This window comes from Parafilimonas terrae (assembly GCF_900115755.1).
GTDB lineage: Bacteria > Bacteroidota > Bacteroidia > Chitinophagales > Chitinophagaceae > Parafilimonas > Parafilimonas terrae.
Genome location: NZ_FOXQ01000009.1, coordinates 115,200 through 128,991, shown reverse-complemented (window position 1 = coordinate 128,991; position 13,792 = coordinate 115,200). Strand labels below are relative to the sequence as shown.

The 13,792-nt window shown below is 40.7% G+C and carries 10 protein-coding genes, 1 tRNA gene and 1 riboswitch; of the genes, 7 read left to right on the top strand and 4 right to left on the bottom strand.

The window, feature by feature from the left end; genetic code table 11:
• Positions 1-10: 10 nt before the first annotated feature.
• Entirely contained in the window at positions 11-2,365 is a 2,355-nt protein-coding gene (locus BM015_RS14865; RefSeq protein WP_090660103.1) for a TonB-dependent receptor, read from the bottom strand.
• 60 nt (positions 2,366-2,425) lie between these two features.
• A riboswitch (TPP riboswitch) is annotated at positions 2,426-2,523 on the bottom strand.
• Between the two features lie 109 nt (positions 2,524-2,632).
• On the opposite strand from BM015_RS14865, the gene BM015_RS14860 reads away from it, so the two are divergent.
• From BM015_RS14860 to BM015_RS14850, 3 genes are all read left to right on the top strand, one after another.
• Positions 2,633-3,463 carry a head GIN domain-containing protein gene (locus BM015_RS14860; RefSeq protein WP_090660100.1) on the top strand — a complete coding sequence of 277 codons (831 nt, stop codon included), beginning with the start codon at positions 2,633-2,635 and terminating at the stop codon, positions 3,461-3,463.
• A gap of 89 nt (positions 3,464-3,552) precedes the next feature.
• A tRNA-Met gene (locus BM015_RS14855) sits at positions 3,553-3,624 on the top strand.
• A gap of 70 nt (positions 3,625-3,694) precedes the next feature.
• A complete protein-coding gene (locus BM015_RS14850) occupies positions 3,695-3,952 on the top strand; it encodes a GIY-YIG nuclease family protein (RefSeq protein ID WP_090660097.1) in 258 nt (85 codons plus the stop codon).
• A 169-nt stretch (positions 3,953-4,121) separates the two neighbouring features.
• Here BM015_RS14850 and BM015_RS14845 read toward each other — a convergent pair whose 3' ends face one another.
• Complete coding sequence (locus BM015_RS14845; protein WP_090660094.1) at positions 4,122-4,874, bottom strand: SDR family oxidoreductase; 753 nt, start codon at positions 4,872-4,874, stop codon at positions 4,122-4,124.
• A 1,517-nt stretch (positions 4,875-6,391) separates the two neighbouring features.
• Here BM015_RS14845 and BM015_RS14835 point away from each other — a divergent pair.
• Complete coding sequence (locus BM015_RS14835; protein WP_090660089.1) at positions 6,392-8,626, top strand: DUF7133 domain-containing protein; 2,235 nt, start codon at positions 6,392-6,394, stop codon at positions 8,624-8,626.
• 151 nt (positions 8,627-8,777) lie between these two features.
• Here the strand turns inward: BM015_RS14835 and BM015_RS14830 are convergent, their stop codons facing one another.
• Together BM015_RS14830 and BM015_RS14825 are read right to left on the bottom strand one after the other, a co-directional pair.
• Positions 8,778-9,215 (bottom strand): VOC family protein, encoded by a 438-nt coding sequence (locus BM015_RS14830; protein ID WP_090660086.1) that lies wholly within the window; start codon positions 9,213-9,215, stop codon positions 8,778-8,780.
• A 238-nt stretch (positions 9,216-9,453) separates the two neighbouring features.
• Positions 9,454-10,155, bottom strand: coding sequence for a hypothetical protein (locus BM015_RS14825; protein WP_090660083.1), 702 nt, complete (start codon positions 10,153-10,155; stop codon positions 9,454-9,456).
• Positions 10,156-10,531: 376 nt separating this feature from the next.
• Here BM015_RS14825 and BM015_RS14820 point away from each other — a divergent pair, with 376 nt between their 5' ends.
• From BM015_RS14820 to BM015_RS14810, 3 genes are all read left to right on the top strand, one after another.
• Positions 10,532-11,089, top strand: a complete 558-nt coding sequence (locus BM015_RS14820; RefSeq protein ID WP_143075880.1) for a hypothetical protein — start codon at positions 10,532-10,534, stop codon at positions 11,087-11,089.
• Positions 11,090-11,213: 124 nt separating this feature from the next.
• Positions 11,214-12,167 carry a hypothetical protein gene (locus BM015_RS14815; RefSeq protein ID WP_177191919.1) on the top strand — a complete coding sequence of 318 codons (954 nt, stop codon included), beginning with the start codon at positions 11,214-11,216 and terminating at the stop codon, positions 12,165-12,167.
• A 20-nt stretch (positions 12,168-12,187) separates the two neighbouring features.
• On the top strand, positions 12,188-13,735 hold the full coding sequence (locus tag BM015_RS14810; protein WP_090660077.1) for a vanadium-dependent haloperoxidase: 1,548 nt from the start codon (positions 12,188-12,190) through the stop codon (positions 13,733-13,735).
• Positions 13,736-13,792: the final 57 nt, after the last annotated feature.

Genomic DNA, 13,792 nt, shown 5'->3' with positions numbered 1-13,792 from the left:
GCAAAAAATATTACAGTTTAATGTTCAATCCAATCATAAAATTCGTGCCTGCCGCCGGGTAATAATAATTGTCGTTTATTAAGCCGCCATCATACATATAAGGATAGGTATAGCCATTTGGCTCATACAGTTTATTGAAAATGTTATTTACGGCAACTATAAAATCAATTTGATTAAATAACCTTTTATACAAAGTATAATTCAAACGAAAGTCTTCCGTAAAATAATCATTGAGCTTGCGGTTTTCATTTTGGGCATTATCCATGTATTGTTTGCCAACATATTTGCTCACAAAATTCAGTTGCATATTCTTTAAAGGAATAAATGTTACAGTTGCTGCCGCAATAGTGTTGGGAGAGAAGGATATGTTTGTATTGGAATGTTCAACTGCTTTTTGCCCGCCATTGTCCCAGTCATCAATATATTCCGTGAAGCGTTTTATTTTATTACTGCTGAAAGTAATATTGCCGCCTGCATTTAACCATGAATTAATGGCAACGCCGCCCTGCAATTCAACACCTGCACGATAGCTGTTGGGCACATTTATTCTTGTATAACTCCCCACATCATTTATCTGCCCGGTTTGCACAAGCTGGTTTTTATACAGCATATAATAAAACGTTGCAGAGAGATTGTATTTATTTTTTTTGCGTTCTATGGCTGCTTCAAAATCATGCAGTGTTTCAGCTGTTGGCTGCTGCTGCAGGCTTGCTTCAAAATCATCGCGGTTAGGTTCTTTATGTGCTAATGCATAGCTCAGGTAAGCATTCCATCCGTTATAGCTATAATTAATGCCTGCTTTGGGATTGATAAAGTTGAATTTTCTTTTTATGAATAAATTATGGTTGTCTTCAAATCCTTGCATGTTGTGCATTACGTAACGATATTGCACATCAGCAAACGTGTTCCATTTTGTGTTGATGCTGTGCATCCATTTCACATAAATATTCTCATCTGTTTTTCTAGCGGGTAAATTATAATATCTATAATCGTTTGGAACTTTTGCTTCACTCCAGGTTATTTTACCATAATGTTTTCCATCATATATATTCCAGCTTCCGCCAATGGTTAGTTCATCATTTTGGGTTTTATATTGAAGTGAGAGTATCTGCCCGTAAAAATAATTATCCAGCCAGCGCTGCCTTATAAGATCGGTAACAACTGTATCGCTTAATCCATAATCGCCAAGGTTTTCACCTGCTTTGTATTCTTCATAATAACCTTTGCCCCTTACAAGAAAAAACGCTGTATTGAATTTTAGTTTGCTGCTGAAAGAATGATCGTAAAACAACTGGTAATGTTTTTGCGTATAATTATCTGTTTCATTATTGTAAGGCGATCCCGGTTTTTCCGTGCCTGCAGAATTATACCGCCTGTTGGTTTTTAAACTATCCTGCGGTACGCCATTCCATGCCTGGTATGTTTTTTCTTTGCCCGAAAAAATATTAAGCCGTAAAGAATTTTTATTACCAATATATGCGGCAGATGTATAAAAAGAAGTAAGCTTGCTGCTTGCCCTGTTAATATAACCATCGCTTGTAATGCGGCTAAGCCTTGCATCCAGCGTAAAATGATTGCCCAGCAAACCGCTGCCCAGCCGTATGGTATTTTTCCAGGTGTTGAATGAACCAAAGCTGTTGTCCGATTCTGCATAAGCTTTTTTGTTCACCTCGTTTGTACTGATATTAATTGTTCCGCCAAAAGCGCCCGAACCATTGGTAGAAGTGCCAACGCCGCGTTGTATTTGTATGGAATTAGCAGATGAAACAAAATCAGGCAGGTCAACAAAGAAGGAACCAAGGCTTTCCGCATCATTAAAAGGAATGCCGTTTAGCGTTACGTTTATTCTTGTTGCATCTGTTCCGCGTATGCGGATGCCTGTGTAGCCAACGCCATTGCCTGCATCGGTTGTGGTGGTTACCGATGGCGTTTGATTGAGTATAAATGGCAAGTCCTGCCCGAGATTAATTTTAGCTATTTCATCTTTCGAAATATTGGTTTTGGTGAACGGCGCTTTGTCTGATGCACGCACAGCGCGTACTTCAAGCGGTTCAAGATAGGCGGCAGCTTCATCAAGTATAATATTCAACATTGTATTTTGCTGTGCCGTAGTAATTGTATCAAATGTTTGTTTGCCCACATATTCAATAACCAGTTTATATTTTAAAGAAGGATCCAGGTTTGAAAAATTGAATGAACCGCTTTCGTTCGTAAGCCTGGATTGCCTGAAATTTTTTGTACTGACGATAACTGTTGAGCCATTTAGCGGGCTGTTGTTTTTATCGGTCACTGTGCCGCTGATGTTTTGCGCCGATGTTGCAAAAAGGATGTTTAAGAATGCAACTGTTCCCAAAATTTTTTTCATTTTCTTCAAAATTTAATTTCACAAATGGGAACAAGGAATAATGCTATAGGACGTGCAGCTGTAAGTGAAGCTCACCTTCCCTTCGCAGGTATTACCCTGTTCAGGTTCAACGGGTGTAATCTCAGCCTTGCTTGTGCAAAGCACCCCGGGATTTATTAACCTTCAGGTTGTAAAAACCTTTTAGGTTCGAGCCGCGAAATTATAGCAGAAATTTTAATTGGCATGTAACCTTTTTGCGGGATATTCGTTTCATTCAAAAACCAAATCATGCAAAAGATATTTTTTTGCCTGCTCCTTGTTGCAACAGGCTTTACTTTAAATGCGCAAAATGTGGTTCGCGATGCAAATGCGCAGGTTAGGAATGTAGGCAATTTTACAAAGATTGATATTTCAAGCGCTATCAATTTATATCTCTCGCAAGGCAGCACACAGGGTGTTGCTGTAAGCTCAACCGACCCGGATGCGATAGGTAAAATAAAAACAGAAGTAAGAAATGGCGTGCTTAGAATTTTTGTGCAGAATGGCGCCTGGAATGGCTGGAACTGGAGCAATAAACATTTAAAAGCTTACATAACTTTTACCACGCTTGAATCGCTGAATGTGAGCGGCGCCTGCAATGTGGAAATAACCGATCCTGTTAAAGTAGATGATTTAAAACTGGAACTTTCCGGCGCCAGTAATTTATACGGAACAATAAAAGGTAACAATATAAAATTTGAACTGAGTGGTGCATCCAATGCAAAAGCGAATTTTACAGCAGCTTCGTTTGATCTTTCTCAAACCGGCGCCAGTAATTTTAAAGGTACAATAAACAGCGGCAAAACAAGTTTGGATATGAGCGGCGCTTCCGTTACTGATATTAATGGCACTGCAACTGATCTTATAGTGGATGCAAGCGGCGCCAGCAATTTTAAAGGAGGTGATTTAACGGCTGAAAATTGCAGGATTGAAGCAACGGGGGCATCATCTGCAAGTATCAATGTAAATAAAGCAATACAAGCCACAGCAAGCGGCGGCAGCAGTATCCGTTATTCCGGCGCGGCTAATATTACCAATCTTGACGTAAGCGGCGGATCAACTGTAAAAAAGAAAAGCTAATATCTTAAATAAAGTTTTGCCCGGTAGCAATACCGCCTTATATTTGCACCCCGATTTACAAGTTCTTAGATTTAATTAAACTTATATATCGCGAGGTAGAGCAGCGGTAGCTCGTCGGGCTCATAACCCGAAGGTCGGAAGTTCGATCCTTCCCCTCGCAACTTTAGAAGCCTTACAGCAATGTGAGGCTTTTTTGTTTGTTGATAGGTTACCTTTAAATAAACCCAATTCATGTACACGATATATATTTTATATTCTTTGCCGCACAATAAAATATATATAGGTTTTACAACAAATATTGCTGCAAGGTTTTTATCTCATAATCAGCTTGGCAACAAGGGGTGGGCAATAAAATACCGGCCCTGGCAGATAATTCACACTGAAGTTTTCAATACGAAACAGGAAGCGCTTTTACGTGAAAAAGAATTAAAGACAGGTAAAGGCAGGGAATGGATTTGGAATGAGCTTATTGCAAACTTGCAATTATAATAATTGAGTGAGGGCTCATATCCGCCGCGGCGGACGGAAGTTCGATCCTTCCCCTTGCAACTTTAGAAGCCTTACAGTAATGTGAGGCTTTTTTGTTTGTTGATAGGTTGCAACACTTCGCTGCGGTTAGCCTGCATGGTAAATTTTTTGTGCGGCTTTATACTACCTATCACCTGATAATTGAAAACCCCGCATCCACTGTTAATTCTGTTCCGTGTATGTATGAGGCTTCCTGCGAAGCAAGAAATAATACTGCATTGGCAATTTCGGAAGGCTCGCCAAACCTTTTGAATGGTATAGCTGGGATAATGCTTTGAACAACATCCTCAATTTGTGCAGGACTTAAACCTGTATTGTTAAACCCATTTGTTTTAATGTATCCCGGGCTGATGCCATTCACACGAATACCTTTTTCTGCAAACTCTGCCGCAAAGGTTTTAATAAATGACTGCACAGCTGATTTGGCGGCTGAATACACCGAGAAATTTGTTATCCCCATTTCAGTAACAACAGAAGTGTTTAACACGATAGTGCTTCCCCGGTGCATTAATGGCAATATTTGCTTTACGGTAAAAAATGTTCCTTTTACTAACATATTGAACAACTCGTCAAAATGCGTTTCATCAGCATGTTCAATGGGTGCAAACTTTCCGTAACCGGCATTGGCAAAGAGTAAATCAATATTGTCTGTATATTGTTTTACCTGTTCCTGCAAAAGCAATATATGTTTCATATTGGCGGCATTTGAAACAATACCAAAAGCATTTGCCCCTAATTTCTCTACGGCTTTGTTTACCGTGTCAGCGCTCCGCCCTGTGATGATTACTTTGCCGTTTTCGTTAATGAATTGCCGGGCGGTGGCAAATCCCATTCCGTTTGTTCCTCCTGTGATAAGTGCGAATTTGTCTTTAAATCTTTGCATTGTTTTTCATTTTTAAATTCTATGGCAAAGATTGGAATGCATACTGTGGCAGAAAATCCGAAACTTGCTGAATTTCCCTGTTGGTTAATATCCTTATCAGCCGAAGAGAAAAAACTTATACTGCCAGATAGGGAGATGCCCGGGAATAAAGCTCCGCCAGGAGCAAAAGTTTGGTAGAAAATGTAAAGATGATTTTTCACGAAAGCCCTGTAAGGGCGGTAGTTTAATGAAGTGCCGCCCTTACAGGGCTAATACAATTATTGCATTGGTTGGTTGCCAAATTATCGCCTCTATGAGGCTTTTTCTTTGCTGACTTTTACCACAAAGTAAGTGTCGGGAGTTATCTCTTACAGAGAATGATGCATTAGCATAAATTAAGAAGATTATGCCCGGGAATAAAGCTCCGCCAGGAGCGAAAGTTTGGCAGAAAATGTAATGAGGATTTTGCATTGAAGCCCTGTAAGGGCGGTATTTTAATGAAGTGCCGCCCTTACAGGGCTAATATAATTATAGCATTGGCTGGTTGCCAAATTATCGCCTCTATGAGGCTTTTTCTTTTCTGTCTTTTACCATAAATTAAGCAGAATACTATGCCCGGAAACAAAGCTCCGCCAGGAGCGAAAGTTGGGTAGAAAATGTAAAGATGATTTTTCACGAAAGCCCTGTAAGGGCGGTAGTTTAATGAAGTGCCGCCCTTACAGGGCTAATACAATTATTGCATTGGTTGGTTGCCAAATTATCGCCTCTATGAGGCTTTTTCTTTTCTGTCTTTTACCACAAAGTAAGTGTCTGAAACCGTCTCTTACAGAGAATGATGCATTAGCATAAATTAAGAAGATTATGCCCGGGAATAAAGCTCCGCCAGGAGCGAAAGTTTGGCAGAAAATGTAATGAGGATTTTGCATTGAAGCCCTGCAAGGACAGTATTTTAATAAAGTGCCGCCCTTACAGGGCTAATACAATTATTGCATTGGCTGGTTACCAGATTATCGCCTCTATGAGGCTTTTTTTTCTATCTTTTACCACAAATTAAGTGTCGGGAGTTATCTCTTTTAAAGAGAATGATGCATTACCATAAATTAAGCAGAATACTATGCCCGGAAACAAAGCTCCGCCAGGAGCGAAAGTTTGGTAGGAAATGTTAAGGTGATTTTGCATGGAAGCCCTGTAAGGGCGGCATTTTAATGAAGTGACGCCCTTACAGGGCTAATACAATTATTGCATTAGCTGGTTACCAGATTATCGCCTTTACGAGGCTGTTTCTTTTATCACAAATTTGATTCTATACTATTGTAATTATATCCTTATCAGCCACAGAGAAAAAAAGCATTACAATCACACTAAACCTTATCCAAAGAAATTTAGCTTTATTTTGTCGCAAGGTTGCTGCGCCTGTTGGTAAACCAGATGATTGCTAAGTAACCAGAATAAAACGATTTATACGCGATAGCGGCTTAAACACATAGCCCGCTGAAACCGGTTTTAATTATTCACCATCATTGAAATTTTATTAAAGAATGAAACATGCTTTGTTAGCACTATTTGCAGTAGCCATCATTGCCTTATTACCTTGTTGTAAATCCGGCGATCAAAATGAAAAGCCGGTTTTTAATCCCCATCCCACGGCAGCATACCTGTCGCCGGAGGAAAGCATGAAGAAAATGTATCTCCCTGAAGGATACAGTATAGAACTGGTGGCGAGTGAGCCCATGATACAGGAGCCCGTAGCCATTACCTGGGATGCCAATGGCAGAATGTATGTTGCGGAGATGCTTACCTATATGAGAGATGCAGATGCGTCAGATGAACAGTTGCCCCTTAGCCGCATAATGTTGCTGGAGGATACAGATAATGATGGAAAAATGGATAAGAGCTCTGTTTTTATTGACAGCCTGCTGTTGCCAAGAATGATGCAATCTGTAGGCAATGAATTGCTGGTGAATGAAACCAATACCATCACCATTACCAGTTATAAAGACACAGACGGAGATGGTAAAGCAGATGTGAAACGGGTGGTATATAAAAATGATGCCTATACTGCCAGTGATGCCAATATGGAACATCAGCGCAGCGGGTTAGACTGGAATATTGATAACTGGATGTATATGACGTACGAGGGGCTGCGGTTTCGTTATGTGAATGGTATGATTGAAGCGGATACTATTCACAGCGGTGGTAGCGGCCAATGGGGGGTAACGCATGATAATTATGGCAGGTTATTTTATTCAAGCGCCGGTGGCGAAACGCCTGTGCTTGGTTTCCAGATCAACCCGGTTTATGGAAAGCTTGGTTTTCCTGATGAGTTTACTCCTGAATTTCAGCAGGTATGGTCTATAATGGCTACACCTGATGTAGAAGGCGGTGTAAAAAGGCTTCGACCCAATAACACACTTAATCATTTTACAGCCTGTTGTGGCCAGTCTATTTACAGGGGAGATGCACTGCCGAAAGACTTTGTTGGCGATTACCTGGTGTGCGAACCTGTGGGGCGCATTATACGCAGGGCCAAAGTGGAAACAAAAGAGGGAAAAACAACATTGAAAAATGCTTATGACAGTGCGGAGTTTATTGCTTCGCAGGATATGAATTTCCGCCCGGTAAACACCGCAACCGGCCCCGATGGCAATTTGTATATTGTAGATATGTACCGCGGCATTATTCAGCAGGGTAACTGGACAAAGCCGGGTACTTTTCTGCGGAATAAAATTGACAGTTTAGGCCTTGCTGCCAATATCGATCATGGCCGCATTTACCGTGTGGTGTATAATGGCGGCAAGCGTGACCCGCAACCCAAAATGCTTGACGAACCGGTTGACAAATTGGTGCAATACCTCGGGCATGCCAATGGCTGGTGGCGCGACAATGCACAGAAACTGATCGTTATCAGCGGGGATAAAACCGTGGTGCCGGAATTGAAAAATATAGTAGCAGGCAAAGCAACTGATGCCGGCAATAAAGGCAATGCATTAGCCCGATTACATGCTTTATGGACGCTGGATGGTTTACATGCTGTAGATAATAATGTGCTTTTGCAGGCCTTTGCTGATGCTGATCCGCAGGTAAGGAGAGCTGCTGTCTGGATTAGCGAAAGCTGGTTGAAGAAAAATGATGCTGCAATGATTGAAGAAGTAACCAAATTGCAAAAAGACCCCAGTTATGATGTGCGGGTGCAGGTATTACTTTCTATGTCACAATCTGGCGCAACGGCAGCCCAAGCTGTTGTAAAAACGATTGTTGACAACAATGCCGGTAATGAAATGATAAAGGCAACCAAAGATGCTTTGGAGAAAGCTGCTATTGTAAAAGCGCTTGCTGCAAGGGTAAGCGGGTTACCGCAAAACGACAGGCGGGCTGTTTTGAACGGGGCTGTTATTTTCAGATCACTTTGCTCCAATTGCCACGGCAATGAAGGAAAGGGAATTGCCGGGGTTACAAGCGTAATGACTGCACCAGCCTTACAGGGATCAAAGTTTTTAAAGCTATCTCAAAAAGATAATGCTATCCGCATATTGCTGAATGGATTATCAGGCCCTGTAGATGGCAAAACCTACGCCAGCGAAATGCCTTCTATGGCTGCCAATAATAATGGGTGGATCGCTTCAGTATTAAGTTATGTTCGTTTTGAATTTGGTGATCATGGCGGGAAAAACAATGATCTTATAGGCGTGCGTTCTGATGAGGTGAAAAAAATGCGGGAAGAAAATGAAGGCAGGGATAAACCCTGGACGGAAGGAGAGTTGATGAAGAAATAATATGCACATTGATGAAACAGCGGCTAAGCGAAGTTGCAAACTTTGCTTAGCCGCTGTTGTAAAGGCGGATGACGAGCGAACAGTATAACCGGTATGTGTTCTTAGGCCAGCATTACAGAAAAATCAAATACCAGGTATTGTTTCCCGTCTTCTACATCTGGCCTTTATTATTGGGATCGTAGTTCACCATCCATTCAATCCCATATTTGTCCCTGAACATACCAAAATAGGAACCCCAGGCACTGGCGGTAATAGGCACTTCAATCTGACCTCCTTCAGAAAGCCCGCTGAATAGCTTATCTGCTTCTTCTTTAGTTTCTGTGCTGATTGATATTTTAGACCTGTTTTCATTTTCATTTGTTCTGCCCATGTGTTCAGGAACATCGTTTCCCATAAGAAGGTTTTTTCCTATAGAAAGGGCAATATGCATTATTTTATCAGCCTCCTTTTCTGCTATCGGAAATTCAGTGCCTTTAAGGTCTTTGAAACGCGTAATCTGCGTGAATTCTCCGCCAAATACGGATTTGTAAAAATTGAATGCTTCTTCGGCATTGCCGTTGAAATTAATGTGAGGATCGATACGTGCCATAGTTTTATTTTTTGTAATCCAAAATTATCACTTAGCCACAAAGAGAAGAGAGTATAAAAACGTCAAAAAAGGAGTTGTTTGCGACAAGTGGTGGGGTTGATATTTGAGTGGCCGTTAATTGCAATGAGACATAATGTTTAGGGTTTGGTAAAAGAACTGGCGTTTGAAATTTGCCTGGCATAGAGTTGTTGATGAATTTATGTGTTATTAAAAGTTTATTGCTATTTCTGTCCCTTTGTTAGCAGCTGTACTTTGCTTTATCTATAAGAATGATTTGCATTATTTGATTTTCCTTTTGTTGCTCGTCTGTTTCAGTTACTGTAACGGTGAAACCTTTTGATTCACCTAAATACTTTGATTTAATATTTTCAATATATGATGAATACTCCTCTTGTTTTGATTTAAAAAAGCCTTCCAATTGTTTCGGCAAATAATGAAACTTTCTAATTAAAAACTCAGCAACAATTTGTGTTGGTTCATCCATGTGAAGTTTGAAGGAAGAATACCTTGGGGTAAGGCATTCAAGTTGGTGCATTAATAACAATGCTTCCAAACGTTTAGGTGCAAACAATCTGTTATGCCTGTAATGTGATATCAGAATATCAAGCTTTTGATTATTCAAATATTTTTGATATTCCTGTTTTAAAAAGTCAACCTTTGGCTTATCGTGAAGGTTTACAGCTACGTCAATTGAACGTTTTTCTTTTAAAAATTCCGGGATTAATTTTTGTTCATGAAATTTTACTATTTCCATATAATAAGCAACGTATTTTTCTTGTTCTATATCATTGTCAATCAGATGCTGCTTATGCATTTCAATATTTTGCTTTTGCCAGGTAGCAAATTTTTTCAATTGCCTTTCGTCTAAAATTTTCTGGAAGTTATCAAGCATGAAGTCAAATTCCTCCCATTCAGAAAAAAAGTATTTTTCAGAAGGCAAATCGCTTATTTTTTCAAACTCATAAATTTTTTCGGCTTGTTCAAATGAAAGTTTGAACTGATGATATCTGTCTCTGACTAAATTGATTGTCCCCCGGGTGTCATGATAGTATGGCTGCTTGCCCGCTAATTTATGTTACATAATACACAATTGCTCAAAAATATTCAAGCCATTACCAGCAAAAGGGTTTCATACAATTGAATTCGTTGGGCACAAAACCTTACAAGGCATAGAAGGGGCGTGGTTTGATATGAGCCGGTAAAAATGATAGATAAACATACCACAAGCTTTGTGCTTATTTTTCAATGCCAATGCGTTCTTAAGATATTTTTTGCATTTCAGATTTTAATATTTTAATTTGCCCCGACTATTATTCGTGAAGAAGTTTGCAACCATATTACTACTCCTGCTTTTAGCATTCAATTTTGTTGGATACAGGCTATTGTTTTCTTTCCTGGAAGCAAAAGCAAACAATGCTATTGTTGCCCAAATTGATAGAGAAGAGTACAATGACGCAGACCTTATTACGCTAACCGTTCCCCTTTCCATGCCTTACATACAGGATTCAAAGGATTTTGAAAGAAAGGATGGTGAGATAACGCTTAACGGTAAAATATATCACTACGTAAAGCAAAAAATTTCACAGGGCAACCTTGTTTTAATGTGTCTTCCTGATAATGAAAAAACACATTTAAAATCGGCAAAAGACGATTTCTTCAAACTTGCCAACGAACTGCAAAGCAATAATACCGCTTCAAAAAAAGCCGGCGATCATAGCCAGGTTGTAAAATTCGCTGTAAGCGATTATGAAGAAATGCAAACCAGTATTTCCATATTTGCATTTGCATCAGAAACAAAATTATTCCCATCTTATTTTAATTACGCCTTACTAAAAGGCGCAGGCGCCGCGCCTGAACAGCCTCCCGAAGCTTAATTGCCTTCAATTTTTGTTGCAATAGCTTAAAGGCATTGCTTGTATTACAATACGGCAGGTAACTGCCGCATGCTTGTACATTTCATTTTCAATAAACGAACAACTAACTATTAATTGCAACCTCATGAAGCGTAACCTGCTTACATGTTTACTGTTATTGGCTATTCAGTTTATGGCCAATGCACAAACTGATATTGACGGCCTTATGATGGCTAAAAACAATTTTTGTGTCGGCCCTGTTTACAGCCATAGCAGTTGGAAAAATTACTGGGAAGGCACTTTAAAAAGAGATAACGACAACATTGGCACTTTCAACTCCAATATGTTTGCCCTTATGGGTAATTATGGAATTACCGACAGGCTGAATGTATTATTTGGCGTGCCTTATATAAAAAATAAGGTAACTGCCGGAACACTGCACAAAGACGCCGGCATACAGGATCTTTCTTTATGGCTTAAATGGATGCCGGTAGAAAAAAAACTTGGTTCCCGTTCCGTATTCTCTGTTTATACACTTGGCGGTTTTTCCACCCCTTTAACCAATTACCAGGCAGATTACCTGCCCATTGCCATTGGCCTGCACAGCACTAATTTTTCCGGCCGGTTAATGGTTGACTATCAAAACAAAGATTTCTTTGCAACGGCTTCCGGCACTTATCAATACAGGAACAATATTCATATTGACCGCACATCTTATTACACAGATGAAATGCATATTTCCAATGAAGTGGAAATGCCTGATATGGCAAGCTACAATGTAAGAACGGGCATAAGAACTTTCAGGATAGTTGCAGAGGCTTTCTTTCAGCAAAACTATACTTTGGGTGGTTTTGATATAAGAAGAAACGATATGCCTTTTCCCAGTAACCGCATGAATGCAAGCATTGCGGGCGCTCATTTTAAATATATATTAAAAAAGCTGCCTAATCTTTCACTGGAAGCCGGCGGCAGTTATGTATTGAAAGGAAGAAACGTAGGCCAGGCCAGGGAGTTTAACGTTTCGGCTTTTTATATTTTCCCGTTGGGTCATTCAAGGGTAAGCTCTTCTCATTCCTGCAAGCTTTGCGGCATACGTTAACCTTTAAATACACTAAGATTATGAAAAAGATATTCTATATAATAACAGGCATTGCACTCAGTTCCGTTATCTGTTTTTCCTGTTCTAAAAATGTTGAAGGCAGAACAGATAAAACGCCTGCGCTTAACCCGGTTTCGCAGGACCTTAATGCCGGTGAATGGAAGCTCGTTTTGCTTTCCAGGCCGGATACATTTGCCGTGGCAGCACCGGCAGTGCCAGGCACACCTGAATATACCGGCTACCTGAATGAAATAAAAGGTTATCAACAAAAATTATCAGGCGAACAAATGAATAACATGCGTTATTGGGCGGCGGGCGGTGTTTTGCGGTGGAATGAGATTATGCGGGAGCTTGTGGCCAAATATAATCTGCCACCTTACCAGAATGACGACGGTACTTATCCCGCACCTAATGCAGCAGATCCATTTAATTATCCGATGTTCCCGTTTGCAAACCCTCCTTATGCAGCGCGGGCTTATGCCTATATAAGTGCTGCGCAATACGATGCATTGGTTGCGTGCTGGTATTACAAAAAGTTATACAATCAAAAAAGGCCTTATGATGTTGATTCAAGTGTAAAAGCTATAAGCGGCAGGGTTGATCTGCCTTCTTATCCTTCAGAGGCAGCCGTTATAGCCGGCGCTACAGTTGAAATAATGAAGATGATGTTTCCAACCGAAGTGGCGTTTGTTCAGCAAAAGCTGGAAGACCAGGAAGAAGCGGCCATAATGAGTGGCGTAGCCACCCGTGCCGATATTAAAGCCGGGGAAGCATTGGGCAGGCAAATAGCGTCTGTGTTTACGGCAAGGGCAAGAACCGATAAAGCGGGCCAGGCAGGCGGTAATCCTGAATTATGGAATAACATGGCCAATAATACCGCAGCAAGGGGAGAAAAACCCTGGCAAAGCCTGGAGGTGCCCAAACGCCCGCCCATGCTGCCTTTATTTGGAGAAGTGAAAACATTTCTATTTGATTCGGCTACGCTTGTGCGTATAAGGCCTGCCGCGCCTTTCTCCACAGAAAGCAGCGAGTTTGCCCAGCAAAATGATGCGGCTTATAAACAGATAAAAAACCCAACGCGGGAACAGGAACGCATTGTGCAATACTGGGCAGATGGCGTAGGTACTTATACACCATCGGGGCACTGGAATGCGATAGCCGCCGAAGATTTCATTAAACAAAATTACAGCGAGGTGCGTTGGGCGCGTAACATGGCTTTGTTGAATATGGGTCAGATGGATGCGGCCACGCTTTGCTGGAATACAAAATATTTTTATTTCAATCCGCGGCCTACGCAGATGATGCCGGATATTAAAACGTTAACGGGTATTCCGAATTTCCCTTCCTATATATCAGGCCATTCCACCTTCAGTGAAGCGGCTGCAACTATATTAGGGCATATTCTTCCTGCCAATGCGGATAAGTATGAAGCTATGTCGAAAGAAGCCGCCATGTCAAGGTTTATTTCAGGCATACATACGCAAATGGATTGCGATTCCGGGCTTGTAGCCGGAAAAAGGGTTGGTGAATTTACTGTATTAAGAGCGAGAACAGATGGGGCTGAATAAATGATTATTAAATATGAATTTCTACAATCAATAATACAAGCAATAGACACTGCTATT

What these genes read in the sequence shown, in the direction of transcription:
- BM015_RS14810 (WP_090660077.1), top strand. Translation starts at nt 12,188, where the DNA reads ATGAAAAAGATATTCTATATAATAACAGGCATTGCACTCAGTTCCGTT.
- BM015_RS14835 (WP_090660089.1), top strand. Translation starts at nt 6,392, where the DNA reads ATGAAACATGCTTTGTTAGCACTATTTGCAGTAGCCATCATTGCCTTA.
- BM015_RS14865 (WP_090660103.1), bottom strand. Translation starts at nt 2,365, where the DNA reads ATGAAAAAAATTTTGGGAACAGTTGCATTCTTAAACATCCTTTTTGCA.
- BM015_RS14850 (WP_090660097.1), top strand. Translation starts at nt 3,695, where the DNA reads ATGTACACGATATATATTTTATATTCTTTGCCGCACAATAAAATATAT.
- BM015_RS14815 (WP_177191919.1), top strand. Translation starts at nt 11,214, where the DNA reads ATGAAGCGTAACCTGCTTACATGTTTACTGTTATTGGCTATTCAGTTT.
- BM015_RS14830 (WP_090660086.1), bottom strand. Translation starts at nt 9,215, where the DNA reads ATGGCACGTATCGATCCTCACATTAATTTCAACGGCAATGCCGAAGAA.
- BM015_RS14860 (WP_090660100.1), top strand. Translation starts at nt 2,633, where the DNA reads ATGCAAAAGATATTTTTTTGCCTGCTCCTTGTTGCAACAGGCTTTACT.
- BM015_RS14845 (WP_090660094.1), bottom strand. Translation starts at nt 4,874, where the DNA reads ATGCAAAGATTTAAAGACAAATTCGCACTTATCACAGGAGGAACAAAC.